Consider the following 26,797-nt stretch of genomic DNA (forward strand, 5'->3'; position numbering starts at 1 on the left):
CCGTGATCTGAACACTACGAGAACATCGTCGATCGAAAAACCGATCACCTCCGGCGCGCGTCCCCCTCCACCGCATCCTCGCCCTGCTCCGCGATGAACGCGGCGACGATCTCCGAGCGCAGCGCGCCGATCCTCTTCTTCAGCGCCCTGCGCTCCTTGCCGGGGGCGCCGGGTGCCTTCAGCAGCAGCGCGGCCTGCTCGCAGCGGGCGAGCTGGCGCTCCCAGTCCCGCGCCTGCTTCACCTCTGCCTCATCGTCCGCGGAGGCGGTCAGGTAGTCGACGTTGCCTCGCAGCACCGTGATCGTCTCGAGCACGCCCTCCGGGGTGCCGGTGCGGGCCTTCGTCAGCTGGGTGATCTGCTGCTTGGCCTTCTCGAGGATCTCGGGGTTCGCCGAGACCCATCGGCCCGCCGCGACCAGCAGCGGCAGCGCCCACTTCGCGGTGTCCAGTGCGCCCTTGCCCTTCGGGCCGAGCGTGGTGAGCTTCTTGGCGGCCATCGTTCGCCTCCTCGTCGGCGTGCGGGGTGCACGGCGAGCATAGCGATCGCCCTTGCGCCGGCTCGCGGTTCGTGGTGATCTGAGCCCGTTCGCAACGGGCCGTCGACGAGGGGGTGCTGCCGATGCGTGACACCCTTCGTCGTCGAGCTCCGCAGCGGCGGTGGTCCGTGCGGCTGCGCGTGCTGCTCGCCGCCGGGCTCGTGCTCGGGGCAGGAGCCACCTCGAGCCTCGCGGACTGGTGGGACACCGAGCAGGCCTCGGCGACCTTCCGGGCCGGAGAGGTCCCCGCTCCCGCCCTCACCCGAGCGTGCGAGTACAGCCCCGGGGTGATCGGCCTCGGGGCGCGGGTGCGCATCTTCTGGGCCCTGCCCCCGGGGTACTCCCTCGCGGACGTCCGGGTGCTGGCCTCGACCAGCGGGCTCGGTTCCGTGCTCGCCCCGCTGACGGGATTCTCCGTGCAGGGGAACACCCAGCAGCTGGCCGACGGCACCTACCGCACCGAAGTCCCCACCAACCTCCTGGGCGGTCTGCTCGGGCTGGGCTCGGAGCTCGAGATCGCGATCACCGTCGTGAACGGCCAGTGGGTGTCGAGGTCGGCCTCCGTCGCCAGCAACGCGGGCCTGCTCGCCGGCATCGGAGGCACCTGCCGCAACCTCTAGGACCCTCCGGGGCGGCGGCCGTCTCCATCGGCCGTCGGAGGCCGAATGCGGACAAAGCGGACCGTTTTCCGAAGAACGTCAGTACCTGCTACGGAACGCTATAACCTGCGAGGGAACAGTCTCATAGGTGTCGATACGGAGTGGTCATGTCAGGGTCCGGCGCAGTGTCCTCCCGCGGCCGACGGATCAGCGCGCTCCTCGCCGGCGGGCTTGCTCCCGGAGCCGGCGCCGCGGTCACCCTTGCCGCCTTCGCCGATCCCGCGGTCGAGGCCGGCGCCGCGAACCCGACCCACGTCGTCTCCCGGGCCACGGCCGTCGAGGACTGCTTCTAGGCGCTCTCCGGGACGGAGCTGGCCCCGGCCGGTCCGGGAGGAGGCGCTCCGGCGGCGGGCCGGTGGCCACCGGCGCCATGGCGGCCCTCCCTCCAGCGGCCGCGGCCATCGTGCTGACCGCGCTCGGGGGAGCGCTGCGCCGTTCGAATCGGCGACGGTCGTCGGGACCGGTCGCCCCGAGCGTCGAATGACGTATTCGTCGTCGAGCGAAGACCTCTGGTGGCGCACAAATCCGAAGTGCCGCGGTGTTTCCGCGCCGTCCCGCGCGACACAATGTCCGATTAGCCCTTTTTGGTCCATGAGGGTGCATTGTCCAGATTTAGGTGCTTTAGTCACCAGGGCGTCGAGGTGGGCTGGTCCGACGCCCGATGATCCTGGTGCAACCTGCACCGATGCATGCGGCGCACCGTCGTGCAAGATCAGAGGGTTCGCGATTCTGCAAGTTACCCCCGAGTATTCCCACGAAGGCGCGAGAACGGGTCGGGCGGGGGTTTTCGGGCGTAACTTTCTTGCAACGAACTGCTTGTTCCGGCGGAGTAACTGCCCCTTATTGTTCATCTCCTGAAAAACTGGTGGAGGTCACCTCTGTGACTCCCGTCCACTGCGCCGCCCTTCCCCTCGGGCGTTCGTGAGCGGGGCCCCTCCCCCCCACTTGACGAAGGAGCGAATGTGGTACACCAGCAGAACCCACCGCCCGCGACGAGACGGCGGCGATCACCCTTGCTCAAGGGTGTCGTCGCGTCGTTCGCCACGGCGAGCCTCACCCTTCTCGGCCTGCCTGCAGTGCACGCCGCGGAGAGCGACCAGTCCGAAGGCCTCGGGCGCGTCATCAACGCCGATGTGCTCAGCCTCGATCTCGCGGACGCCGGCACCAGCCAGTCGGGCTTCCCGAGCGATGCGGGGCCGAACGCCAACCCGCTGAACGTCGGCGTCATCAACGATTCCGTGGCGCTGGATCTCGGCACGACCACGCTGCCGCTGATCGGCGACGAGAACAACGTCGGCCTGCTGCATCTCGGTCAGGTCGGCGCAGTCTCGAGCTTCGCCTCCTCGCCGGATGCCCTGAACTCCACCGCGAGCGCCGGAGCAGTGGGCGAGGGCGGGGCCCTCGACCTCGACGGCATCGCCAACGGAACCTACGGCAGCGCCCGCGTCGACCTCACCACGCTGCTCGAGCAGGCCGGCGTGGACGGGCTCACGGACCAGATCGTCGATGAGCTCTCGCTCGAGCTCGGCGCCCTCGGCTCCACGGCCACGGAAGAGGCCGGCACGGTCTCCTCCGAGTACGTGGTCGCCGACGGCAAGCTCGTGATCAGCTCGCCGCTGGTCGCCGAACTCTCCACCGAGCTGGATTCCGCGGTGACGGGAGTGGGCACCACCCTGAACTCGGCGGTGGGGGCGGATGGGGTCCTCGGAACCGTCGCACAGAACGCCTCGCTCGATCTGAACGTCGGCCTCGTCCGGGTGCAGGGCGGTGGCGGAACCATCGGCGTCACCGGTCTCGATGCCGCGCTCGCCGAGGCGAGCGACTCTCTCCTCGTGGAGCCGCTGACCGATGCCAACGGCCTGGTGTCCATCAACCTGGCGGATGGCACCATCGAGGTCGACCTGCAGCAGCTGGGAGGAGCGGATGGTCTGAACGGGCTGCCCGCCAACACCGAGCTGCTGGACGCGACCACGATCGGACTCATCACCGGCGCGGTGACCGAGGCGCTCGGCACCGTGTCCGACCGCGCCGGTCAGGTGCTGATCGACGACGTCTTCAACAACGTCGGCCTCACCATCGAGCTGCCTGCGCGGGTGTCGACCCTCGGTCTCCCCGCGGCCACTGTGGACATCGTCGTCGAGACGACCATCGGTCAGCTCGCCGGCACCGCCGACGGCCAGCCGACCGTCAGCATCGACGGCAACCTGCTCGGGATCATCCCGATCGGCACCCTGCTCAGCGCTGTCGAGCCGGTCATCCAGACCGTGCTGATCGCGCCGCTCCAGGGCGTCGTGGGCGGGCTCGTGGACACCACGACCACCGGCCTGACCGAGACCCTCGACGGTCTCATCAACCCGGTGCTCACCACCCTCGACCCGGTTCTGGATGGCGTGCTCTCCGAGGTCGTCTCCGTGACGATCAACGAGCAGCCGTCGCCCGGCTACCTCGGCGCGGAGTCGTTCACCGTGAACGCGCTCAGCCTCGAGCTGCTGCCGAACCTCGCGGCCGTGAACGTCGACCTCGCCTCCTCCACGGTGCGCGCGGCCGACGAGGTCGTCGATCCGACGATCGCCGTGGATCCCGGCACCGTCACCGATGGTGACACCACCACCGTCACCGGTGAGGCCTACCCGGCGAACACCGAGGTCTCGGTGCAGCTGACCGACGCTGACGGCAACCCCGTCGGCGATCCCGTCTCCGTCACCACGGACGACACCGGCGCGTTCACCACCGACCTCACGGTGCCCGAGGGCACCGAGGCCGGCGAGTTCTCGGTCGTCGGCGCCGCGACCGGCGGTGAGACCGCTTCGGCCCCGCTGCAGGTGGTCAATGCACCGGCCATCACCGCGGATCCCGATCGCGTGCCCGCTGGCGACAGCACCACGGTGACCGGCACCGACTTCCCGGCCGACTCCGAGGTGACCGTGCAGCTCCAGGATGCCGATGGCAACCCCATCGGTGACCCGGTCACGGTCACGACCGACTCTGATGGCAACTTCACCACGGAGCTCCCCGTGCCCGCCGGTACCCCGGAGGGCGAGGACTACGTGATCGAGGCTGTGGCCGAGAGCGGTGAGTCGGCGACCACGCCTCTCGCCGTCATCGGTGACAACCAGGCCGACAATACGGCTGACAACACGGACGTGAACACCGAGGTCAACACCGCTGAGAACACGGACGTCAACACGGATGTGAACACGGCGGACAACGCTGCTGAGAACACCGACGTCAACACCGATGTGAACACGGCAGATAACGCTGCTGAGAACACGGATGTCAACACGGATGTCAACACGGCGGACAACGCTGCCGAGAACACTGACGTGAACACCGAGGTGAACACTGCTGACAACACTGAGGTGAACGCGGCGGACAACACCGAGGTCAACACGGACGTGAACACGGCAGATAACGCTGCCGAGAACACTGACGTGAACACCGAGGTGAACACTGCTGACAACACTGAGGTGAACGCGGCGGACAACACCGAGGTCAACACGGACGTGAACACGGCGGACAATGCTGCCGAGAACACCGACGTGAACACCGAGGTGAACACTGCTGACAACACTGAGGTGAACGCGGCGGACAACACCGAGGTCAACACGGACGTGAACACGGCGGACAACGCTGCCGAGAACACGGATGTCAACACCGAGGTGAACACTGCTGACAACACTGAGGTGAACGCGGCGGACAACACCGAGGTCAACACCGACGTGAACACGGCAGACAACGCTGCCGAGAACACCGACGTGAACACCGAGGTGAACACTGCTGACAACACTGAGGTGAACGCGGCGGACAACACCGAGGTCAACACCGACGTGAACACGGCAGACAATGCTGCCGAGAACACCGACGTGAACACCGAGGTGAACACTGCTGACAACACTGAGGTGAACGCGGCGGACAACACCGAGGTCAACACCGACGTGAACACGGCAGACAATGCTGCCGAGAACACCGACGTGAACACCGAGGTGAACACTGCTGACAACACTGAGGTGAACGCGGCGGACAACACCGAGGTCAACACCGACGTGAACACGGCAGACAATGCTGCCGAGAACACCGACGTGAACACCGAGGTGAACACTGCTGACAACACTGAGGTGAACGCGGCGGACAACACCGAGGTCAACACCGACGTGAACACGGCAGACAATGCTGCCGAGAACACCGACGTCAACACCGAGGTCAACACCGCTGAGAACACAGGTGACAACACCGCGGACAACACGGCGGTCGCAGAGATCACCGTGACGCCCAAGCGTGCTGTTCAGGGCGAGGACACCGTCCTCGTCTCCGGCACCGGCTACACCCCGAGCGGGACGGCCGAGGCGTACCTCCGACCGATCGATGGCCCGGTTCTCGCGAACGTCGAGCCGCTCGCCACTCTCCTCCGGGCGATCACCGTGCCGGGTGAGCCGATCGGAACCGTCGACGTCGATGAGAACGGCGAGGCGACCTTCCGGATCGACACTGCTGATCTCGAGATCGGCGACTATGTGGTCACCTTGATCGACAACGAGGACCCGAAGCTCGCCGACTCGGAGACGTTCACCGTGGTCGTCGCGGGTTCTTCGGACAACACCGCAGAGAACACGGCGGACAACACCGGCGCGAACACCGAGGTGAACACGGCGGAGAACACCGACGCGAACACCGAGGTCAACACTGACGTGAACACGGCGGAGAACACCGACGTGAACACCGAGGTCAACACTGACGTGAACACGGCGGAGAACACCGACGTGAACACTGAGGCCAATGCTGAGGTGAACACCGCGGAGAACACCGACGTGAACACCTCGGAGAACACCGCTGACAACGCCGGCGACAACGCCACCGCTGAGGACCCGGCTGTCTCGGTCGACCCGTCGACCGTCGAGCCCGGTGACTCCACCACGGTGACCGGCGAGGGCTTCCCGCCGAACACCGAGGTCGAGGTTCAGCTGATCGATCCGTCGGGCAACCCCGTCGGCGATCCGGTGAGCGTCACCACCGATGAGGACGGCGCATTCACCGTCGACCTCGTCGTGCCCGAGGGTTCCGTCGTGGGCGATTACACGGTCGAGGCCACCGCTGAGACCGGGGAGTCCGCCACCGCGGATCTCACCGTGATCGCCGGTTCCGATGACAACACGGCAGATAACACCGGTGACAACACCGGCGCGAACACCGGTGCCAACGCCGGCGACAACACCTCGGACAACTCGTCCGACAACGTCTCGGCCAACCCCGGGGGCAACGGCTCCGGCTCGACCGGTAACGGTTCCGCCGGTACCGGCTCCGGCTCCGGTTCGTCCGGCTCCGGTTCGGGCAGCTCCTCCGGTTCGGGCTTCCTCGCCCAGACCGGTGCTGCCGGCACCGCTGCGATGGTGGGGCTCGCCGCCCTGCTGCTCGTCGGCGGCGCCGCAGGGATCTTCCTGTCCCGCCGTTCCGCGTCCTGAGTGACCCGGAACAACAGATGATGGCCGTCGGGCCGGCACCTCGGTGCCGTGCCCGGCGGCCATCGCCCCTCTCTCCTCCGCCCCTCTCCTCCGCACCCACTCGAAGCCCCCAGAACGGATCTGCACCATGGCCTCGACCCGAATTCGCCGACTGCCCGCCGTGGTCCTGGCGACCGTCGGCCTCCTCGCTGCCGGCCACATCGGCGCCACCCTCGCCTACACGGGCCCCGACACCCCTCTTCGCGCCGCACTGCAGCCGGCGCTGAACCGCTACTTCCTCGGGCCGCTCGACCAGGGCTGGAACCTCTTCGCCCCGGGGCCCTACTCGCAGGACGAATACATGCTCGTGCGTGCCTGCATCAGCGAGTTCGACGTCTGCGCGGGCGGCGCCGATGCCGGCGCCGAGTTCACGCCGTGGCGCAACATCACCGCGGACGAGGCGGAAGCGGTGCAGTACAACATCTTCGCGAACCGTGAATCGCGCCAGTCGAAGGTCGTCCACGGGAGGCTCTGGCCCGCCGCGAACAAGCTCACCGACGAGCAGCGGAAACAGGCCGCCGCGAACCACATCGACGGCGATCCCGTCTTCGGCGTGGACCTCTACTCCCCGGAAGCAGGGGAGGGCATCGCCTCCGATCAGCTCAACAACCTGCGCACCTACCAGCGGCTCGAGGACGCGGCCGTGGGCCTCGCGACCCTGACCCTGCAGGAGGAGTACGGCGACAGCGTCACCCTGGTCGAGGTGCGGATGCTGCGCGAGGCCGTGCCCGCCTTCGACGAACGGCACGATCCGCCGGAGGAGCCGGCGCAGCAGTGGACCACGATCGGCTGGCGCCCGGCCATGGAGTTCGACGACGACGTGAAGGCGGCCTGGTCATGAGCGCCTCCACCCCGATCCGCAGCTGGGTCACGGCCCAGCGCCACCTGCCCTCGCAGCTGCTGGGCCGCATCGTCACCTGGTTCATCGCGGACCGCCACGCCGACTACGGTCTGGCCGTCATGCGCATCGCCTCCGGCAGCTTCCTGCTGGGCTGGCTGCTGCTGAACCTCCCGATCGCCTCCCGCATCTGGGGTCCGGGTTCCGCCTACTGGCAGCCGTACCGCGAGATCCTCGGCTACAACGCCCCGTTCAACGCCCTGCAGAACGCCGGCCCCGGCCTGTTCTGGCTCTGGTACCTGGTCACGATCGCACTGGTCGTCGCGTTCCTGCTCGGATGGCGCACCCGGTTCGTCACCCCGCTGCTGTTCATCGCCTACACGACGCTGAACGGGCAGAACACGCCGGTCTCCGACGGCGGCAACTACTTCATCCGGATCATGCTCCTGTACCTGATCCTGATCGACGTCTCGCGGCGCTGGTCCCTGGACTCCCGCCGCCGCGCCCGCTCCGGTCGCGAGGAGACCCAGACCGGCTCCGTGCTGCACAACATCGGGCTGTGCCTGGTGGTCGCGCAGATCTGCACGGTGTACCTGGAGGCCGGGCTCTACAAGGTCCAGGGGACCCTGTGGCAGAACGGCACGGCCGTGTACTACCCGCTGCAGTCCGTGGCCTACGGGGCCTTCCCCCCGCTGGCAGATCTGCTGACCCACTGGGCGTTCCCCGTGGTCATCGCGACCTACGTGACCGTGCTCGCGCAGATCGCCTTCCCGTTCCTGCTGTTCCACAAGGTCACCCGTCGCATCGCGCTGGTGGTCCTGCTCGGAATGCACCTCAGCATCGCCGTGATCATGGGTCTGCCGTTCTTCTCGGGCATCATGGCCTCGGCCGACGCCGTGCTGGTCTCCGGCGCGACCTGGATCGCGATCGTGGCCTGGCTGCGCACCGCCCTCACCGAGAACCGGCTCTCGCGCACCCTCGTCGAGAAGCTGCCCCGTCGGGCGGGCCGCGGCCGCCGCGCCTCCACCTCTCCGAAGCCGGCTCCGGCACCGGATCCGCAGGGCGCCGAGGAGGAGCCCAGCAGGGTCTGATCAGGAGTCACCACCGGGAGATGGGCGGTCCCGTCGGGCAGGGAGCCCGCCGGGACCGCCACGGAGGGTCTCAGCGTCCCGCCCGCACTCTCCCCACCACGGCATCGAGCACCACGAACACCACCAGGCTGGCCCCCACCAGGGGCAGCAGCAGGCCCGCTGCCCCCGCGGTCAGCAGCACCAGCGCCACGCCCCACCAGGGCGCTCGGCGCAGCGCTCCGCGGTGGGGTGGGCGACCCACCCCCGCCCCACCTCGCGTGGGGCGGCGCTGCCACCACATCATGTAGCCCCACACGATCATCGCCACCAGGGCCGAGGCGATCGCGAACAGCACCAGCTGGTTCACCACCCCGAAGAGGACCCCCATGTGCAGGTCGATGCCCCAGCGGGTCAGCTTCGAGGCGATGTCGGCCTCGGCGAAGACGTAGCGGTCCACCACCTCGAGGCTCTCCCCGTCCACCGCCACCGCGTCCACCTTCGTGGGGTAGGAGCGCTGGATCTCCTCGATGACCCAGGCGGAGCCGGCATCGGCCGGGGGTCGGATCTCGATCCGGCCGGTGTCGATGACATCGGCGCGGCCGGCGGCCAGCACGTCGTCGATCGCCTCGATCCCTCCGGACGGTCCCTTCTGCTCCGCTGCGGGAGCGGCAGCTCCATGGCCGCCGTGCTCGCCGTGCTCGCCGTGCCCCGCCTCCTCGCTGGCGGGCTCCTCGCCCTCGACAGCCTGCTCGCTCTCGGGAAGCTCGGTGCTCACCGAGGCGGTGGTGAACCCCAGCGCCTCCCGCACCACGCCCACGTTCCCGCCTCCGTACCTGGACCAGGTGATGCCCGTCGCGCCCAGGAACAGCGCCCCGAGCAGAACCCACACGCCCACGGAACTGTGCAGCGACAGGGTGCGGCGGTAGCCGCGGGCGTGCAGATCCGGTCGCAACAGGTCGCGCTTCCGCCGGGACCGGCGCGCCCGGCGCACCCACAGGCCCAGCCCGGCCACCGCGATCACCCCGAGCCAGGAGGCGGAGAGCTCGCTGTACAGCCGTCCCGCCTCGCCCAGATGCAGGTTCCGGTGCAGCTGATCGATCCACGAACGCAGCGGCAGAGACCCGCTGGTGCCGTACACGGTGAGATCGCCCTGGATCTCCGCGGTCGCCGGATCCACCATGATCGCCCGCGACTCGCTCTCCCCGAGAGACGGGTCCGCGTACATCACCCGCGTGGTGTCCCCGGGCTCGGGAGCGGGACGGACCGCGGAGACCTGCGCACCCTCGCCCACAAGCTCCTGTGCGGCGGCGACCTGCTGCGCGAGCGGCAGCGCGGGCCCCTCCGTGCGGGCCTCGAGCTCGTCGGCGTAGACGAGCTGCTCCACCTGCGGGCTCACCGCGTACAGCGCCCCGCTCGCCGCGGAGACCAGCAGGAACGGACCCACCAGGAGCGCCGCATAGAAGTGCAGGCGCAGCAGCAGCGGGCCCAGCCAGTGCCGCGGGGCGGGGGACTCGGGCATCGGATCCTCAGTTCTCGATCAGGCGCAGGAAGACGACGGTGTTGTCGAGGTGATGGCCCTGGTCATCGAGCTCGCCGCCACAGGTGATCAGCCGCAGCTCCGGACCGTCGGTGCGACCGTAGACGGCGACGGTGGGGAAGGCGTCCTTCGCGAAGCGGGCCGTGTCGTAGACCTCGAAGGTCGCCGTGGTGCCGTCCTCACGATCCACCTCGACGCGGTCCCCGCTGCGCAGGGCGCCGAGTTCGAAGAAGATCGACGGGTCGCCGCCCCAGGTGACGTGCCCCTCGATCACCGACGGGCCGACCTCGCCGGGCGTCGGGGAACCGTCGAACCAGGCTGGATCGTGAGCCCGTTCGCCGCTCGGGGCCAGCAGCGCGCCGTCCGGGCCGAGGCCCAGGGGGAACACCTCGGCCTCGAGGGACAGCGAGTCGATCCGCAGGGTGGTCGGCTCGGAGCGGGTCAGTGCCGGTGCGAGGGGCTCCTCGGGCTCGGCAGGCTCAGCTGGCTCAGCTGGCTCAGCTGGCTCAGCAGGCTCCGTGGGCTCCGCCGGTTCGTCGGCCGCCGTGGGGGTGGCGGCGCCCTCGGCGGACGGGCCGGGGACGGTGCCGCCGTCGTCGGAAGCCTGCGCGTCGCCACCGCCGTCGGAAGCCTGCGCGGCGGTGCGGAGCTCCGGCTGGGGAGGCTCCCCGACCTGCGAGGTCAGCGTGTAGCCCACCAGCAGGGCCCCGAGGACGGCCAGGGCGCCGAGGGCGGCGATCGTCAGCCGACGACCGCCGCCCCGGCGGTTCTCTCCCGGAGAGGTCATCTCACCGCTGGGTACGGCGACGGAGCGCGAAGGCTCCGGCGGCCGCGGCGGTCAGCAGGCCTCCGCCGGCGGCCAGGGCTCCGACGTTCTCGATGCCTGCGGTCGAGCCGCCACCGGTGGCGGCGCCACCGTCAGGCCACTCCTGCATCTGAGCGACCTCGAGCTCGCCGCAGGCGGCGGGATCGGTGGCCTCGGAGGGCAGGCTCGGATCGAGATCCGACTTCACGTCGCCGTCGTAGGCGCCGCTGCCGTTGTGGTCCACACCGTGCACCACGATCACGCCCTTGCCGGCGGCGATGTCGGCGGCGACCTGGTCGCTGACCTCGAAGGTGCGCTCGTAGGGCGCGTCACCGACGGGGAAGCGTTCCACGGCCAGTCCGCTGTCCGGGCTGGTGTCGCCCTCGGTGGTCAGCGAGGCGACGATGTCGCCGTAGGCGTGGTGGGCGTCGGAGACCTGCAGGGCACCGTTCTCGCCGTTGCCCTTGGCATCCGGGTCAGGGCAGGAGTTCGTGCCGCCCACGTGGATGTGCTGGGCATGGGGGGAATCGGCCAGCAGGCCCGTGTTCTCCATCTTCACCGTCACCTCGTTGCCCTCGAGCGTGACCCAGGCGGTGCCGGAGGCGCCGGACTGGTTCAGCTCGGTGAGGTGGGCTTCGAGCGTGGTCGATCCGTGGTCTCCGCCATGGCCCTCGGCGAGGGCGGCGGGGGCGCTGAGCATGCCCACTGCGGCGGTCGCCGCGAGCAGAGGGAGCAGTCGCTTCGTCATCGTGCGCATCGTGACTCCTTCGACGAGGTGACGGGCGGCGGTGAGCCGTCGAGGACGACACCTCTCGATCACTGTTCGGAGCCCGCGGGCGAACGGATGGGGACGAATGTTCGCACTCTTCCGTCGGGCGGGATCGGCGGTCATCGCCAGGCAGGGAGCAGAGCCGGGCGGCCCCGTGGTGCGGGGGAGGAATCCTCGTCACGAGGTCACGATGACCAGGGGGTCTCGCCGGTCCGCTCCTGCAGTGCTTCGCTCGTCGGTTTTCTGCACTTTTCTGATCTGCATCGCCCGACACGGACAATGCGGACGGAAGTTCATGACGACCGTGTAGTTTCCGGGAATCCTCGATAGCCTCGTCGAAGTCACTGAATATCGAGCTCTGACAGCTCGCGACATCGATCGGGGGATCATCATGTCCACGTCCACCACCTCTCCTCAGCGCGGCCGGAAGATTCGCGCCCTCCTCGCCGGCGGTCTCGTGCTCGGCGTCGGCGCCGCCGTCACCCTTGCCGCGTGGACCGATGAGGAATGGGCGATCGGCAACTTCGGCGCCGGCTCCTTCAACATCGAGGGAAGCACCGACGGCACCGACTTCGCCGACCACAACTCCGAAGCCGGCGCGGCGGTCCTCCCCTTCGAGATCGACGCCGAGAACCTCAGCCCCGGCGACTCGGTCGCCGCGCCCTTCGTGGTGCGCACCGATGCGGCCACCACCTATGGCGCGACCGTCGAGCTGACCTCAGCTGCGGGGGAGGGCACCATCGCCCCGGACCTCACCTACGGGATCTCCCAGGTGGGCGCGACGGGCGAGTGCACCGAGGGCGCCACCGGCACCCCGATCGTCCCCGCCGGCACCAGCGTCGATGCGATCACCGGCGCGGCCCCCTTCACCCTCGAGGCCGGGGCGGCGGGCGCCGCCGGAGCCCCGGTCGTCCTCTGCTTCGAGGTCACCGCCGGAGAGACCCTCCAGCAGGGTGACACAGGCTCCGCGACCTGGGAGTTCACGGCCACCTCCGTCGAGTGACCCGCCGATCGCGCACGAGCGCGCCGCCGACGACCCCTCCGCATGATCCGATGCGGCGGCGCCGTCGGTGGCGCCAGTTCCGGGCCCTGCTCGCCGGAGGCGTCGCCTTCGGCCTCGGGGCCTCGGTCACCATGGCCGCCTGGAACGACACCGAGACCGGTACCGCCGAGTTCCGCGCCGGCGAGTTCCAGCTCGAGGCCAACATCGACGGCACCTGGAACGCCACCCGGCAGATGACCTTCACCTCCGGGGCCATGTTCCCCGGTGCGGTCACCTACGCCCCGGTGCGGCTTCGCACCACCCCGACCACCACCGTGCCCGGGGACATGACCGTCACCGGCACCGGCCGCACCAGCGGCAGCGGCGCCATCGCGGACTCCCTCGAGTACCGGGCGGTGATCCAGCCGGTCACCGGCACCACCCCGCCCGCCTGCGGTGCGGGCGCGTTCACCTCCTCGGCGACCTACGCCTTCGGCAGCGCCACCAGCTGGCAGGCGATGAGCTCCGGCGTCACCTCGCCGACCGTCCGCCGGCTGGAAGCGGCCCAGCGCAGCACTCTGCAGTACTGCTTCGAGGTGCGCCTGCGCGCCAACACCCCCAACTCCGCCCAGGGCACCCGGGCCGGCTACACCTGGACCTGGGACGCCACGTCCGTCGCCCCGGGATGAGGACCATGGAGACCGCCACGCGCACCGCCCACCGTCGACGCCCTCTGGCCGTCGTGGGGGATCACCTGCTCACGGTGCTCGCCGTCGCGGGGGCGCTGTGCATCGCGCTGGTGATCCTCAGCTGGGTCTTCAACATCTCGATCATGATGTTCCGCACCGGTTCCATGAGCCCCACGATCACGGCCGGCTCCATCGCCTTCGTGCGCGAGATCCCGGCGACCGAGATGGAGGAGGGGGACGTCGTCACCGTCTCCCGTGGCGCGAACGTGCTGCCGGTGACCCACCGGGTCGTGGACATCGACGAGGTGGACCACACCACGGGCGAGGTCACCTTCGCGATGCGCGGAGACGCCAACGACGTCGACGATCCCGAGCCCTACACCGCCACCGAGGTGCGAGAGGTGATCGTCTCCGTCCCCGGTGCCGCGCGCGTGGTCCAGTGGTTCGGAGACCCGTACGTCCTCGGCGGGCTCACCCTCGGTGCCACGGTGCTCGTGATCTGGGCCTTCTGGCCGCGTGAGCAGGAGGAGTCCGACGAACCGGAGGGCACCTCCGTGGCCCACGCCGCAGGGGTGCCCCTGCTCGCGGCCCTGGTCCTCGCCGCCCCCGGCATGGAGCATCCCGAGTCCACGCTGATCGCCGGTGAGCACCTGCGCATGCAGACCACCGGCGATCCCGTGCAGATGCAGAACCTCCACCCCGGACAGGCGGTGACCTGGGAGGTAGGCGTCTGGGCCGAGGCGCCCGAGCCCGGGGAGATCCGCCTGGGGATCACCGGGCGGGGGGAGCTGGCCCGGATCGACGACGCCCTGCGCGTTTCGGTGACCAGCTGCTCCGAGCCGTGGATCGCGGAGAACTGCTCGAGCGGGGCCGTCGAGCTGCTGCCCGCGACGAGCCTGGACCGCATCGCCGAGGTCGAACCCACCCGGCTGCTCACCACCATGGACACCGACGAGCAGCGGTGGCTCCGCATCGAGGTGGTCCTCGACGACTCCGGAGGGGCGGTGCCCGCCGACGCCGAAGGGGACGTGCTCGTGCACGCCTCCGGCGCCGGCGAGGAGATCTCCACGGGCCCCGACGCGCCGGGCGGCGATGCACCCGGCGGCGATGCGCCGGGCGGCGATGCACCCGGCGGCGATGCGCCGGGCGGCGATGCGCCGGGCCCCGACGCGCCGGGCGGCGACGGCGAGGGAAACGGCGGAGGGCATCAGGGCGATGATCGGCACAACGGCGACCTGTGGGGCGAAGGCCTCGCCCGCACCGGTGCCTCCGGGGTGGTGACCCTGCTCAGCGCGGGGCTGCTGGCCGTCGTGCTCGGCCTCGCGCTGCGGCGCGCCCGGGGTCGGGGGGAGCGGTGATGACCACATCGCAGGTGCGGCGGCTCCGCCACCACCCGTCGGCCGACGACGACCGCCCCGCCACCCGCTGGAGGCACGGGGCGCGGCCCGTGGCCGGGGTGCTCGCGCTCCTGCTGCTCGCCGCGACGCTCCTGGGTGGCACCGGAGCCCTGGGCCGCGCCACCGAGGGGATGTGGACCGACGCGATGTGGACGGCCCCCAAGCCGGCGGACGGCAGCTTCACCGGACTGCAGGTCGGGCCCGTGCAGGCGTACAGCTGCACGGCCGCGCTGTGGACCTCGGCGACGGTGACCTGGCAGCGCCCGGCCGGGACCCCGAGCGGGGTGGTCAGCTATCGGGTCACGCTGCAGCGCGGGTCCACCACCCAGACCACCACCCAGACGGCGACGACCTTCGAGTACAGCCGCCCGGCCGGCAACTTCGACGCTGTCACGCTCACGGTCCAGCCGTTCATCGGGGAGTGGAACGGCACCTCGCAGTCGATGCGCCTGGAGGCGGTGCCGCTCGTCGGCATGCGATGCCCGTGAACGCGGGGCGGCGGGGCCGGCGCGGTCATCGCGCAACCCTCGCGAGGACCTACCGCCGCGGCGCCTGACGTGGCAGGCTTGACCCGAGCATTCCCACGTTGAAATTCCGGGCCCGAGGGCCCGCACCACACCATCGGAGCTGTAAGAGATGACCCTGAGCGCCACCCGGCACGGCGGCACCCACCCCCGCCCCACCCTCCAGCGCGAGGACTGGGAGAGCCTCGACGGACCCTGGTCCTTCGCGCACGACGACGCGGACCGCGGCCTCGCCGAGCGCTGGTACGCGCCGGGTGCCGCGGCGGGCGAGGTCTTCGACCGCACGATCTCCGTGCCCTTCGTGCCCGAGTCCGAGGCCTCCGGCATCCATGAGACGGGCTTCCATCCCGTGGTCTGGTACCGCCGTGAGATCACCGCGACCGTCCGGCCTGGCCGACGCGTGCTGCTGCACCTCGGCGCCGTGGACCACGAGGCCCACGTGTGGGTCGACGGCCGCCTCGCCGGCCACCACGTGGGCGGGCAGACGGCCTTCACCTGCGATCTCACCGACCTGCTGGAGCCGGGGGAGGAGCACGTCGTGGTGGTGCGTGCCTTCGATGACCCGCACGACCCCGAGCTGCCCCGCGGCAAGCAGGACTGGCGCGAGGAGCCCCACGGCATCTGGTACCACCGCTCCACCGGGATCTGGCGCAGCGTCTGGCTCGAGCAGGTCCCCGACCAGCACTTCACCGGCTTCCACTGGGAGTTCGACATGCCGCGCGCACGGGTCGAGGTGTCCCTGCGACTGGCCCGTCGGCCTCTGCCCGGGACCACCGTGCGCGCCACCCTCACCGCCGGCGAGGAGCGCCTGGGCGCGGTGGAGATCGCCGCGCACGACACCCGCGTGCAGGGCGTCGTGGACGTCCCCGCGGTGCGCAACACCCAGGACCGCGACCGCCTCCTGTGGAGCCCCGAGCACCCCCACCTGATCGACGTCGCCCTCGAGGTGCTCGTGGACGGCGAGGTGGTCGATGAGGCCGCGAGCTACCTGGGCCTGCGCACCACCGGCATCGACCGCGGCCACTTCCTGCTCAACGGCGAGCCGTACTTCGTGCGCTCCGTGCTCGAGCAGGGCTACTGGCCCTCCTCCCACCTCACCGCCCCCACCCTCGAGGCGTACCGGCAGGAGGTCGAGCTGATCAAGGAGCTCGGCTTCACCGCCGCCCGCATACACCAGAAGGTCGAGGATCCCCGCTTCCTGTTCTGGGCGGACTCCCTGGGCCTGCTGATCTGGGGCGAGACCGCGAACGCCTACGCCTACAGCCCGCGCGCCGCCGCCGCCCTCACCTCGGAGTGGACCGAGATCGTCGAGCAGTGCCGGCCCCACCCCAGCGTGGTCACCTGGGTGCCGGTCAACGAGTCCTGGGGCGTGCGCGACCTCGCCGACTCCGCCCCGCAGAAGGACCTCACCATCGCCCTCACCGCCCTGACCCGGGCGCTGGACCCCACCCGCCCCGTCATCTCCAACGACGGCTACGAGCTCACCGGCGGGGACGTCATCGCCCTGCACGACTACACCACCGACGCCGCCGCGCTCGCGGCGAACTACGCGAGCGAGGACGCCGCCGAGGCCACCATCGCCGGGCGCGGCCCGCAGCGCCGGCGCCCCGTCGACGATGCGGCCCAGCACCTGAACCCGGACGCCCCCGTCATGATCACCGAGTTCGGCGGCATCGCCTACGCCGCCGAGGGCACCTGGGGCTACGCCACCGTCTCCTCCCCGGAGGAGTTCGAGCAGAAGGTGGGCGGACTGTTCGCGGCCCTGAACGACTCGCCGGTGCTGGCCGGCCACTGCTACACCCAGCTCACCGACACCCTCCAGGAGGCCAACGGCCTGGCCACCGCGGATCGTCGGCCGAAGCTCGACGCCGCGGTGATCCGCGCCCTGGTCACCGGGCGGGACCAGGCATGACCGGCAGGCTGCGCCGCCCCGCCGCGCAGCTGCCGCTCGGGCAGATCCGCCCGCGCGGCTGGCTCGAGCGCCAGCTGCGCCTCCAGGCTGCGGGGATCACCGGTCGCCTCCCCGAGGTGTGGGCCGACGTGGGCCCGGACAGCGGCTGGCTGGGCGGGAGCGGCGAGAGCTGGGAGCGCGGACCCTACTACCTCGACGGCCTGGTGCCGCTCGCCCACGTGCTCGGCGATGAGGCGCTGATCGCCCAGGCCGAGCCCTGGATCGAAGGGATGCTCGCCTCGCAGCGCGAGGACGGCTCCTTCGGTCCCGCGGCCGACGAGGACTGGTGGCCGCGCATGGTCGCCGCGAAGGTGCTCATCCAGCACGCCGAGGCGACCGAGGACTCCCGCGTGGCCCCTTTCCTGCTGCGCTGGTGCGAGCACTTGCGCGAGGAGCTGCCGGGCCGGCCGCTGTCCGGCTGGGGCGAGGTGCGCGGCGCCGATCTCGCGCTCGCCGTCGCCTGGGTGCACGAACGCATCGACCAGGCATGGCTCGTGGACCTCCTGGACCTCGTGCTCGAGCAGACCTTCGACTGGAACGCCTACCTCACCGGCGATCTGGTCACCGGACCGGCCCGCGTCTTCGAGCACCGCACCCACGGCGTGAACGTCGCGATGGGCCTGAAGACGGCCGCCGCCGCGTCCCTGCGCGGCGACCTGGACGGTCACCGCGAGCGCACCGAGGCCGCCTTCGCCGCCCTCGAGCGCTGGCACGGGCAGGCCCACGGATGGTTCGCGGCCGACGAGTGGCTGGGCGGCCGTGAGGCCGTCGCCGGGATCGAGACCTGTCTGGTGGTCGAGATGATGCACACCCAGGAGGTGCTCTCGCGGCTGTTCGGCGACGGGGTGCAGGGCGACCGCCTGGAGTCCCTCGCGATGAACCTGCTGCCCGCCTCCTCGGACCCGCGGATGCTCGCCCACCAGTACCACCAGCAGGGCACGCAGCTCGAGGCGTCGGTCGCCCGGCGGGACTGGTCCTGCTCCAGCGACGGCGCGAACGTGTTCGGCCTCGAACCCCACTTCGGATGCTGCACCGCGAACCTCCACCAGGGCTGGCCCAAGTTTGCCGCCTCGCTGTGGGCGCGCGACGAGGACGGCGGGCTGCGCGCCGTCGCGTACGCCCCCGCCGTGGTCGAGACCGCCCTCGTGCCGGGCGGCGGTGCGGCGGACCCGTCGGCCGATGGGGCCGTGCCGGTGCGGATCGAGGTCGAGACCGACTACCCCTTCGAGGAGTCCGTGCGCCTCACCGTCAGCCTCGACGGGCCCGCCCTCTTCCCGTTGCGGCTGCGCCTGCCGCAGTGGTGCGACGAGCCCGCCCTCACCCTCGACGGCGAGAGGGTCGAGATCCTCGACCGCGGGGACGGGCACGTCGAGATCGAGCGCGACTGGTCCGGCACCACCGCGCTCCTCCTCACCCTGCCGATGCGCCCGCGGATCGTGCGCCGCGAGCGCCAGGCCGCAGCCGTGCACCTGGGGCCGCTGGTCATGGTCGCGAGTCCGGGGGAGACCTGGCGGAGTGTGCCGGACGCCCCGGGCCTCGGCGAATGGGAGATCCACCCCCGCACCAGCTGGAACTGGGCGCTCGCGGAGCTTGAGAACGCCGGGACCTGGCCCGTGGAGCGCGGCCCCGTGCCCGAGGCGCCGTTCGCGCTGTCGCGGGCCACGGTGCTGCGGGCCACCGGCTGCGACGTCCCGCATTGGCTCCGCGACGGCGCCTCGGCCGCGCCCCCGCCGCCGAGCCCGGTCATGGACCACGGGCCGGTGCACGACCTCGAGCTCGTCCCCTACGGCACGGCGCGGCTGCGGGTCATGGAGTTCCCGGTCGCCATCGGCCGCCGGGACTGAGGGGCGCGGCGAGGCGACGGGTCGGGGTCTCGGGCGCGAGGGTCGCGAACATGGGGGATCAGGCCGCCCATTCGCCCGTCTTCGTGACTCCGGCGGAGGCGGGGCCGGGCTCGTGGGGGAGTGCCCGCGTGCCGGGGTGCGAGCGCCACAAAAGTGGTGGAACAGGTCGCCTATTCGCCCCTGTTCGTGACTCCGGCCGGACGGGCCGGACTCAGCCGAGCGGGCGCTGGCCCCGCAGGAACTGCTCGGTGGCCTGGTCCGTCAGGTCCTCGAGCCGGGACAGATCGACCATGTCGCCGTTGATCAGGGTGGCGATGCCCTGGAGCGTCGCGAACAGCACGATGCTCACCTGCTCGGTGTCGCCCGCGGCCACCTCCCCGGAGCGCTGCCCCTGGACGATCAGGGCATCGAGCCGGACGAACGCGGGAGCGGCCGCCTCGCGCACCGCCTCCGCCCCATCGCGATGCTTGGTGGTGAACATCAGCTCCAGCAGCGCCGCGCTGTCGGTCGCGAAGCGCACGTACGCGCCCGCCGTGGCGCGCAGCCGGGACGGGAAGTCCTCGCCCGTCTCCTCGAGAGCGGCGCGGAGGGCGTCGTCCAGACGGCCGAATCCCGTGATCGCCAGGGCGTCCAGCAGGGCCTGGCGGTCGGCGAAGTGTCGGCGCGGCGCTCCGTGGCTCACGCCGATCTGCCGTGCGAGCTCGCGGAGGGAGAGCTGCTCCTGGCCCCGCTCACGCAGCGTCGCCTCCGCAGCGGCGAGCAGCTCATCACGGAGGTTCCCGTGGTGGTAGGGTCGCTCGGGCGTCGCGGTGCGGGTCTCGGTCATGACCTCAGACTACTCATGTAGTCGTTGACAACACAGTAGGCACTGCCTACATTGGGTGCATGAGCACCTTCACCCTGCAGAGCATCCCCGATCTCTCCGGCACCACGGCGATCGTCACCGGAGCCAACACCGGCCTCGGCCGAGTCACCGCCAGTGCTCTGGCCGAGCGCGGCGCACGTGTCCTGCTCGCCGTGCGCAGCACCGACAAGGGTCGCCAGGCCGCCCTCACCATGCCCGGGGATGTGGAGGTGCGGCGGCTCGACCTCGCCGACCTCTCCTCGGTGCGGGCCTTCGCCGACGAGGTCCAGGAGCCCATCGACCTGCTGATCAACAACGCCGGGCTGATGACCCCGCCGCGGGGACGCACCGCCGACGGCTTCGAGCTGCAGTTCGGCACCAACCACCTCGGCCACTTCGCCCTGACCAACCTGCTGCTCCCGAGGGTGCGGGGGAGGGTCGTGACCGTCTCGTCGATGGGGCACCGCGTCGGCCGCATCGACCTCGAGGACCCGAACTGGGAGCGTCGGGCCTACCGTCCCATGCTCGCCTACGGGCAGTCCAAGCTCGCCAACCTGCTCTTCGCCGCCGAGCTCCAGCGGAGGCTGGCGGCGGCCGGCTCCGCGGTGCTCGCGATGTCCTCGCACCCCGGGGTGGCCATGACCGACCTGATGCGTCCCCAGGAGGTGCGCGGTCGCGAGATGCTCCGGGAGAGGGCCCTGCGCCCGTTCCTCCAGGACACCGTGGGCGGCGCGCTGCCCACCGTGCAGGCGGCCGTGGGCGACCTGCCCGGTGACAGCTTCGTCGGCCCGCGCGGGGCCCTGCGCACGCGCCGCGACTCCGGGCCGGTGGGGCGCTCCCGCCGTGCCCGGGACGCCCAGATGGCGCGCCGGCTCTGGACGCTCTCCGAGGAGCTGACCGGGGTCACCTTCCCGCTCACGGCGGAGGCGCCCGCCCCGTCGGGCTCCTGACCGCGCCGCCCGGCCCGTCGGGCGATCCACCGCCCCCTCACCGCCCCTCGCCGGGGCACGGAAGTCACGAACAGGGGTGAATGGAGGTCTCATTCACCCCTGTTCGTGACTCTGCCGGGCCGAGGTCGGGCGAGATCAGCGCTGCGGGAGCGTTTCCGTCCCCGAGCCGGTGCGGAACCGCCGCGTGTACGCCTCGAAGTCCCAGGGCTCCTGCTCGTGGTCGCCGTCGAGGAAGTCCGTCGCGGCCTTGCGGCCCTTGCGGTAGAGCAGCTCCCGCTCCTCCTCCGAGAGGTCGAACTGGGTGGGACGCACCGCCTCGGTGTCGATGAAGATCGTGCGCGCCACCGAGTGCGCGGCGTCGATGTGCATCCGGTCGTAGAACCCGGTGACGGTGTCCGCCACGGCCTTGCCGAAGCTCAGCGGCCCGCGGATCCGGTTCCGCACCCCGAAATCCGCCTCCGGCTTGGCGGAGAGCTTCAGGCCGAAGGTGGGCCAGCGCGGCGGCTCGCCGTCCGGGCGGTCGAACACCGAGACCGGGAAGTTGGAGAGCAGGCCCCCGTCCACCAGCACCGACGGCAGGCCGTGCGCGTTCTTCCAGCGCACCGGGCGGAAGAACAGCGGGATCGAGGTCGAGGCCCGCACTGCGTCCGCCACCCGCAGCGCATCCGGGGAGGTGCCCAGCGCGTCGGCATCCAGCGGCAGATAGCGCAGCAGCCCGGCGGAGAGGTCCGAGACCGTCACCACCAGACGGTGGGCGTGCGCACCGGTGAGCTCGATCCCGGGATCCGGGTCCTCGTATCGCAGATCGGCAAAGGTGCCCGTGCCGCCCGGCGCCCCGTGCTCCGCCAGCTGCTCCGCGACCCAGTCGCGCAGGTGACGGCCGCGATGGATGCCGTTGTGCAGGAGGATGCTGAGCCCCTTGCCGGGCAGGGTGCGGGTCCACCAGGGGCCGTCCTCGAAGAGCCGGTAGTCCGTCTCCCGCAGGATCTGCACCATCTGCGAGGCCGGGATCCCGGCGGTGAGCAGCGCCCCCGCGATCGCCCCGGCCGACGACCCCGCCACCCGGTTGACCGTGTACCCCCGCTCCTCGAGCACCTCGAGCGCGCCGGCCAGGGCGATGCCCTTGACTCCACCGCCTTCGAGGACCAGGTCCACGCGGTGGGGTCTGATGGTCGCCGGGCGGGCGTCGCCACTGGTCCTGCCGGGGCCCGAACTGCGGAGCCCGTCACTGGCGGGCTCCCTGCCGGCGTCGAGGGTGGTCCGAGACCGATCGAAGGGCGCCATGGGTTCAGCGTAGGGGAGCAGGTGACGGTGCGCGTCCCGGCGCCCGTCACAGATCATCACTGCCGATCCGGCGGTTCACGGCCCCGAGCGGGCGCCGCCGGAAGGGTGGACGTACATGTCGATGAGCAGTCGGAGATCATCGAGCGGGTCATGATCATGATCGCGTTGCTGCTCCCCGACGGTGTGCTCGCGAATGGACGATGCGAGGAGGAATCCGCACAGGGTGCGGCCCGCGAGGTCGACGTCTGTCCCCTCCCGGAGGTGGCCGTGATGAGCGAGATTCACGAAGGCGGTGGTCCAGACATGCTCGTGAACGAGGCGCAGACGGGCGAGTGAGAGTCGATGGGGGACCTGGTGGTCCACAGCCTCGGCGTCGAGGCGGGCAAGCAGCTCGAGGTCGAAGCGGTGGGAGATCCAGTAGTTCCGGAGGTCCTGGACGAACCCCTCCGGGTGGGTTCCGACGTGCTCCACGTTCTGCAGCAGGCAACGGGTCTGGCGCTCGAGGTGCTCCACGATCCCGTCGATCAGGGACTGCTTGGTGGGGAAGTGGTGCAGCATTCCCGGATGCGACATGCCGACGTGGCGGGCGATGGCACGCAGGCTAGCCCCGTGATACCCGTGCCGGGAGACGACCTCCGCGGCACCGTGAAGGATCCTCTCTCGCCGCGTCAGCATCGACCATGTCGAGGGCGGCTCGGCGGCGGCAGTGGTGGTCGAGGGGGAGGGGCGCGAGCAGACCCCCTGCTGCTCGTGCTCCCGCCGACCCGTGGACGGTGTCTGGGCACCGGTCGAGAGAGGCCGGGGATCTTCCGGAAGGAGAGTGGTCACGCTTCAGAATCACGCACCGGAGGGACGGCCGTGCGTGCATCCCGTTCCGGTCCGAGCCAGTGGGACAATGACGGCCTGCCGTCGGGATCGTGAGCCCTCACCAGGTCTCCCGGGTGGGCGACTCCCTGATCCATGCGACGTGACGGAAGTGAGGCGTGCGCGTGGTTCGAGGATCTCGTCAAGGTGACCGACCGGTTGCTCGATCGCTGCAGTGCGCGGAGTGCGTCTAGTCTCGAGAGCACCCGATGGACCCGAGGTACTCCAGAGGTCAGGAGGCAGTTCATGCTGAACGGGAGTCGACTCGAATCCGATCCTTTCCCTGCGCAGTGCGAGGTCAGGGGGTGTACGCGGCCGCCAGGGGAGTGGTTCTCCATCGACAGTCTCTCGTTCGACGTATGCCGCGACCACGATCTCGAGCTTCGAGCAGGCGAGCCGTACGCCACGGAGGGCGAGGAGATACTCGTGGGGCGCGATTGCACCGGGGATGTCCTCGGTGTGCGTCTGACGGGATCGAGCACGTCCGAGACCGCTGTCATTCGGCTCGGTCGCCGAGGTGTGACCCATCAGGAGGTGCGCCTGGACTCGTGCACCGACCTCCCAGCAGCGTTGAGCGCACTCCGTGCGCTGGACGCGACGTGGGGAGGAGAGGTGGAACCGGACGGCGCGTGACCGGTGGGTCGGAGGCCGCGGCACAGAGCGTCGCACGTGATGTCCCCGTCCTCATGCGCGACGCTCCTTCCTTGCTCTCCGCCCGGCACTACGGGCACCCGCCGGGGGGGGGGGAGGCGGCCAAGGCGCCGCCAGGCGAGCGGCCGCGACGTGCCGGCGGCCTCCCGCAGGTACACATGTCGTCGCGCCCCGGCGCGTCACCCGGGGGCTGCCGGAAGCTCGTCCCCGGCGGAGATCTCCTGGACCGGCGCATGGAAGAGGTACTCCCAGGTGCGCCGCACGCGACCGTCCTCGAGCTGGAACACCTCGAGGGAGACGCCGCCGTCCTGATCGACCAGCTCGGTAGCCGTCAGGTCGTCACCGCCTCGGATGACGTGACGGACCTTGAGAGTGGTGCCGCCGCTCTCGCTGTACGCGCCCTCGAGGCGTTCCAAGTAGGCGGCGATGCCGACGGACCGTCCGCGTTGGCTGGGGACCACCGTCCACTCGACGTCCGGGTGCAGCAGGGCGGCGAGATCGCTCCAATCGCGGCGGTTCTCCGCGTCGAACAGCCTGACCAGTACCGGAGGCAGACTCATGTCGCCTCCTCCTCCTGCGCGGCGCCGCAGCGTCGTTGCGCCGCGGGACGTGCTGAGAGGGGCTCTTCCGAAGAGTGCGGCTCGTCCAGCGAATGGTTGAGGTCGCGGAAGAAGGTCGTGACGACGGCTCGGTCCTCGGGGGTCATCGCCTCGGCGACGGCCAACATCCGCGCATGCATGGAGTGCAGGGTCTCCCGGACCTCGTGGTGGCCTCGAGGGGTGGGGACGACAGCGATCGAGCGCCGGTCCGACGGATGGGGAGTGCGCAGGACGAACCCGTCGTTCACCAGGCGATCCACCAGGGCGCTGGCCGATGCCGCACTGATCCCCAGCTGGTAGGCCAGGTCGCGCTGTCGAACACTGCGATCCTCGGCGTCGGCCGCCAGGAGCAGTCGGAGGGCGAGAAGGTCCTTCTCTCCCATGCCCATGTCATCGCGGACCCGTGAGCGCATGCGCGTATTGGACTCGCGGTATCGCCTGAGCTCGTTGAGCAGCTCTACGGACGAGGCCGTCGTGGATCTCTGCTCGCGGTACCAGTAGTTGCTCATGCATGAAACCTCCCCGTCGCGCTGTTGACGTCGGTCCCGTAAATACGTAGCCTGGCTAACCGTTAGTCTAGCTACCGAAATGCCCGGCGTCGAGCCAGGCCGAACCAGGAGATGCCATGACCGCCACCGCGGATGCCGCACCCCCGCTGGCCAGTTCTTCAGCGCTCGCCACCGTCGGGTCCTCGCACGTGGTGAAGGGGCGATCGCCCGTCACGGATGAGGTCGCCGCGGGTCAGGTCACCTGGACTCGGCTCGCGGCGCGTACTGCCCAGCGCGCCAGGAGGCGGGCGCGCGCGCTGCCCGGAGTCACCAAGGCGCGGTTCCAGGTCGACCTATCTCCCGAGGGGCCCTCCCTCTCAGCCCGAGTGAGCTTGCTGGTCGGGTCGGAGATGACCGAAGCGGTGGACGCGGTCATGGAGATCATCGTGCCGGAGATGGAGCAGGCCCTCGGCCGCCGTTTCGCGACGAACGAGATCGAGTTCTCGATCGCCCAGGCACTGCCGTTGCTGGGTCGCCACGAGTCTCCGCCGTCGGTGCTCAGCATCGTCTGATCGAGGATCGCCGAGTCCCCTGCGTCGGGGAGAGGAGCGCAACGATGTTGCGCTGCACCGAGGTGGGCGACGGCGAACCCAAGATGGCCGGCGACAGCGTGACAATGCCTCTGCAAAGGTCTCGGCACACGGCTGGTCGGCCCGGCGTGCGCCGGACCGACCAGAGGAGTGGAGGAGGCGGAGAGCCTCAGTGGGCGTAGCCTCCGGCGTCTTCCCCGGCGGCCTTCTGCGCCTCGCGGGGGTCGTCGTGCTGAGCCGCCTCTTCCTCGGACAGGCGCTTGGTCTCCTCGTCGACCAGGTCGTCGGGCCCCTGGGCGGTGCTGTGGGACTCGCCCTGGTCCTCCGCAACGGGTCGGGTTTCGTCATCGGGGTGGTACATCGGCGTGCTGGTCATCATGATTCCTCCAGTGATTGATGGCTTCGCAGGCAGCGGAGCCCGTGGCATCGGTTCATTCGTTCCTCGGTGGCGGTGCCCGGCCGTATGGCGAAGAGCGGCGCAACGGATTGTCAGATCAGGGGCTCGGGGTTCCTCCGTTCACGTTGAGGGTCTCGCCGATGACGTAGCTCGACTCAGCCGAGGTGAGGAACACGTAGGCCGGTGCGAGTTCGGTCGGCTGACCCGCACGGCCCAGCGGGGTGCTCTTGCCGAAATCCGGAAGGGCATCCTTCGGCTGGCCGTCGGAAACCTGCAGCGGCGTCCAGATCGGACCGGGCGCGACCGCGTTCACGCGGATGCCCCGCGGAGCGAGCTGCTGTCCGAGCCCTTTGGTGAAGTTGTTGATCGCGGCTTTCGTCGAGGCGTAGTCCACCAGATGCGGCGACGGGTCGTATGCCTGGATCGAGGTCGAGTTGACGATGGTCGACCCCGGCTCCAGATGGCGGAGGGCGGCTTTCGAGATCCGGTAGATCGCGCGGATGTTCACGTCGAAGGTCGAGGACCACTGGTCGTCGTCGAGATCCTCGATGTGCTCGATCGCGATCTGCCGACCGGCGTTGTTGACCAGGGCATCGAGACCACCGAGAGCCTCAGCGGCCCGGTCGGGGAGGCTCGCGCAGTACTGGGAATCGGCGAGGTCGCCGGGCAGCAGCACAGCCTTGCGACCGGTCTCCTCGACGACACGACCGATGTATCGCGCGTCCTCCTCTTCCGCTGGAAGATAGGAGAGGGCGACATCTGCGCCTTCGCGGGCGAAGGCGATCGCGACCGCTGCCCCGATCCCGGAGTCAGCGCCGGTGATGAGGGCGCGTCGTCCCGCGAGGCGACCTGTGCCTCGGTAGGAATGCTCGCCTCGGTCAGTCTGCGGGGCGAGGTCCGCATCGAGTCCGGGCTCGGGTTGGTCCTGCTTCGGAGGGGAGATCGACGGGAAGCGGTCGACGGGGTTCTGGAAGGTCAGCTGGTCGGTCGTCATATGTTTTTCCTCTCGAGGGGCGTCCATGGGCGGGCGGGGT

24 protein-coding genes are annotated in these 26,797 nt (G+C 70.3%); 13 read left to right on the plus strand and 11 right to left on the minus strand.

Features of this window, described 5'->3' with window-relative positions; genetic code table 11:
• Window positions 1-44 precede the first annotated feature (44 nt).
• The gene (locus CFK41_RS02530) at window positions 45-497 is read right to left on the minus strand and encodes a hypothetical protein (protein ID WP_096798257.1); all 453 of its coding nucleotides are present in this window, start codon (window positions 495-497) and stop codon (window positions 45-47) included.
• 122 nt (window positions 498-619) lie between these two features.
• Between CFK41_RS02530 and CFK41_RS02535 the strand changes: the two genes are divergently transcribed.
• The 5 genes from CFK41_RS02535 to CFK41_RS02555 all read left to right on the plus strand — a co-directional run bounded on the left by CFK41_RS02535 (window position 620) and on the right by CFK41_RS02555 (window position 8,619).
• Window positions 620-1,156, plus strand: a complete 537-nt coding sequence (locus tag CFK41_RS02535; RefSeq protein WP_151904648.1) for a SipW-dependent-type signal peptide-containing protein — start codon at window positions 620-622, stop codon at window positions 1,154-1,156.
• 146 nt (window positions 1,157-1,302) lie between these two features.
• Window positions 1,303-1,488 (plus strand): hypothetical protein, encoded by a 186-nt coding sequence (locus CFK41_RS02540; RefSeq protein WP_096798259.1) that lies wholly within the window; start codon window positions 1,303-1,305, stop codon window positions 1,486-1,488.
• Window positions 1,489-2,208: 720 nt separating this feature from the next.
• Entirely contained in the window at window positions 2,209-6,651 is a 4,443-nt protein-coding gene (locus CFK41_RS17690; protein WP_169928777.1) for a choice-of-anchor G family protein, read from the plus strand.
• A gap of 127 nt (window positions 6,652-6,778) precedes the next feature.
• A complete protein-coding gene (locus tag CFK41_RS02550; protein WP_096798260.1) occupies window positions 6,779-7,531 on the plus strand; it encodes a DUF5819 family protein in 753 nt (250 codons plus the stop codon).
• Window positions 7,528-8,619: an HTTM domain-containing protein gene (locus tag CFK41_RS02555; RefSeq protein WP_096798261.1), complete on the plus strand. Its 1,092-nt coding sequence runs from the start codon at window positions 7,528-7,530 to the stop codon at window positions 8,617-8,619. Before CFK41_RS02550 ends, CFK41_RS02555 begins: the two co-directional genes overlap by 4 nt.
• A gap of 70 nt (window positions 8,620-8,689) precedes the next feature.
• On the opposite strand, the gene CFK41_RS02560 is transcribed toward CFK41_RS02555, so the two are convergent.
• Genes CFK41_RS02560 through CFK41_RS02570 form a run of 3 tightly spaced genes read right to left on the minus strand, consistent with a single transcriptional unit; the run spans window position 8,690 to window position 11,697 of the window.
• Window positions 8,690-10,117, minus strand: a complete 1,428-nt coding sequence (locus tag CFK41_RS02560; RefSeq protein ID WP_096798262.1) for a PepSY-associated TM helix domain-containing protein — start codon at window positions 10,115-10,117, stop codon at window positions 8,690-8,692.
• A gap of 7 nt (window positions 10,118-10,124) precedes the next feature.
• Complete coding sequence (locus CFK41_RS02565; protein ID WP_096798263.1) at window positions 10,125-10,922, minus strand: class F sortase; 798 nt, start codon at window positions 10,920-10,922, stop codon at window positions 10,125-10,127.
• 1 nt (window position 10,923) lies between these two features.
• Complete coding sequence (locus tag CFK41_RS02570) at window positions 10,924-11,697, minus strand: CHRD domain-containing protein (RefSeq protein WP_096798264.1); 774 nt, start codon at window positions 11,695-11,697, stop codon at window positions 10,924-10,926.
• Between the two features lie 403 nt (window positions 11,698-12,100).
• Between CFK41_RS02570 and CFK41_RS02575 the strand changes: the two genes are divergently transcribed.
• The 6 genes from CFK41_RS02575 to CFK41_RS02600 all read left to right on the plus strand — a co-directional run bounded on the left by CFK41_RS02575 (window position 12,101) and on the right by CFK41_RS02600 (window position 19,096).
• Window positions 12,101-12,712: a SipW-dependent-type signal peptide-containing protein gene (locus CFK41_RS02575; RefSeq protein ID WP_096798265.1), complete on the plus strand. Its 612-nt coding sequence runs from the start codon at window positions 12,101-12,103 to the stop codon at window positions 12,710-12,712.
• 50 nt (window positions 12,713-12,762) lie between these two features.
• Entirely contained in the window at window positions 12,763-13,380 is a 618-nt protein-coding gene (locus tag CFK41_RS02580; protein WP_096798266.1) for a SipW-dependent-type signal peptide-containing protein, read from the plus strand.
• Window positions 13,381-13,385: 5 nt separating this feature from the next.
• A complete protein-coding gene (locus CFK41_RS18120; protein ID WP_227873179.1) occupies window positions 13,386-14,738 on the plus strand; it encodes a signal peptidase I in 1,353 nt (450 codons plus the stop codon).
• Complete coding sequence (locus tag CFK41_RS02590) at window positions 14,738-15,265, plus strand: hypothetical protein (RefSeq protein ID WP_096798267.1); 528 nt, start codon at window positions 14,738-14,740, stop codon at window positions 15,263-15,265. The genes CFK41_RS18120 and CFK41_RS02590 overlap by 1 nt, the downstream gene beginning before the upstream one ends.
• Window positions 15,266-15,413: 148 nt before the next feature.
• Window positions 15,414-17,213 (plus strand): glycoside hydrolase family 2 protein, encoded by a 1,800-nt coding sequence (locus CFK41_RS02595; protein WP_096798268.1) that lies wholly within the window; start codon window positions 15,414-15,416, stop codon window positions 17,211-17,213.
• Window positions 17,210-19,096, plus strand: coding sequence for a glycoside hydrolase family protein (locus tag CFK41_RS02600; RefSeq protein WP_096798269.1), 1,887 nt, complete (start codon window positions 17,210-17,212; stop codon window positions 19,094-19,096). The genes CFK41_RS02595 and CFK41_RS02600 overlap by 4 nt, the downstream gene beginning before the upstream one ends.
• A 211-nt stretch (window positions 19,097-19,307) precedes the next feature.
• On the opposite strand, the gene CFK41_RS02605 is transcribed toward CFK41_RS02600, so the two are convergent.
• Entirely contained in the window at window positions 19,308-19,922 is a 615-nt protein-coding gene (locus CFK41_RS02605) for a TetR/AcrR family transcriptional regulator (RefSeq protein ID WP_096798270.1), read from the minus strand.
• Window positions 19,923-19,981: 59 nt separating this feature from the next.
• Here CFK41_RS02605 and CFK41_RS02610 point away from each other — a divergent pair, with 59 nt between their 5' ends.
• Window positions 19,982-20,890 (plus strand): oxidoreductase, encoded by a 909-nt coding sequence (locus CFK41_RS02610; protein WP_096798271.1) that lies wholly within the window; start codon window positions 19,982-19,984, stop codon window positions 20,888-20,890.
• A 135-nt stretch (window positions 20,891-21,025) separates the two neighbouring features.
• Here CFK41_RS02610 and CFK41_RS02615 read toward each other — a convergent pair whose 3' ends face one another.
• The 4 genes from CFK41_RS02615 to CFK41_RS02635 all read right to left on the minus strand — a co-directional run bounded on the left by CFK41_RS02615 (window position 21,026) and on the right by CFK41_RS02635 (window position 24,797).
• Window positions 21,026-22,045 (minus strand): patatin-like phospholipase family protein, encoded by a 1,020-nt coding sequence (locus CFK41_RS02615; RefSeq protein ID WP_227873180.1) that lies wholly within the window; start codon window positions 22,043-22,045, stop codon window positions 21,026-21,028.
• Window positions 22,046-22,249: 204 nt separating this feature from the next.
• Complete coding sequence (locus CFK41_RS02620; RefSeq protein WP_096798273.1) at window positions 22,250-22,849, minus strand: TetR/AcrR family transcriptional regulator; 600 nt, start codon at window positions 22,847-22,849, stop codon at window positions 22,250-22,252.
• A 1,019-nt stretch (window positions 22,850-23,868) separates the two neighbouring features.
• Complete coding sequence (locus CFK41_RS02630; protein ID WP_096798275.1) at window positions 23,869-24,249, minus strand: nuclear transport factor 2 family protein; 381 nt, start codon at window positions 24,247-24,249, stop codon at window positions 23,869-23,871.
• Window positions 24,246-24,797: a MarR family winged helix-turn-helix transcriptional regulator gene (locus CFK41_RS02635; protein WP_096798276.1), complete on the minus strand. Its 552-nt coding sequence runs from the start codon at window positions 24,795-24,797 to the stop codon at window positions 24,246-24,248. The genes CFK41_RS02630 and CFK41_RS02635 overlap by 4 nt, the downstream gene beginning before the upstream one ends.
• 116 nt (window positions 24,798-24,913) lie before the next feature.
• Between CFK41_RS02635 and CFK41_RS02640 the strand changes: the two genes are divergently transcribed.
• A complete protein-coding gene (locus CFK41_RS02640; protein ID WP_096798277.1) occupies window positions 24,914-25,348 on the plus strand; it encodes a hypothetical protein in 435 nt (144 codons plus the stop codon).
• Between the two features lie 187 nt (window positions 25,349-25,535).
• On the opposite strand, the gene CFK41_RS02645 is transcribed toward CFK41_RS02640, so the two are convergent.
• Both CFK41_RS02645 and CFK41_RS02650 read right to left on the minus strand, forming a co-directional pair.
• Window positions 25,536-25,742: a hypothetical protein gene (locus CFK41_RS02645; protein WP_096800901.1), complete on the minus strand. Its 207-nt coding sequence runs from the start codon at window positions 25,740-25,742 to the stop codon at window positions 25,536-25,538.
• 118 nt (window positions 25,743-25,860) lie between these two features.
• A complete protein-coding gene (locus CFK41_RS02650; RefSeq protein WP_151904651.1) occupies window positions 25,861-26,784 on the minus strand; it encodes an SDR family oxidoreductase in 924 nt (307 codons plus the stop codon).
• Between the last annotated feature and the right edge of the window lie 13 nt (window positions 26,785-26,797).

Origin of the sequence: Brachybacterium ginsengisoli (genome assembly GCF_002407065.1) — a bacterium.
GTDB classification, from domain to species: domain Bacteria; phylum Actinomycetota; class Actinomycetes; order Actinomycetales; family Dermabacteraceae; genus Brachybacterium; species Brachybacterium ginsengisoli.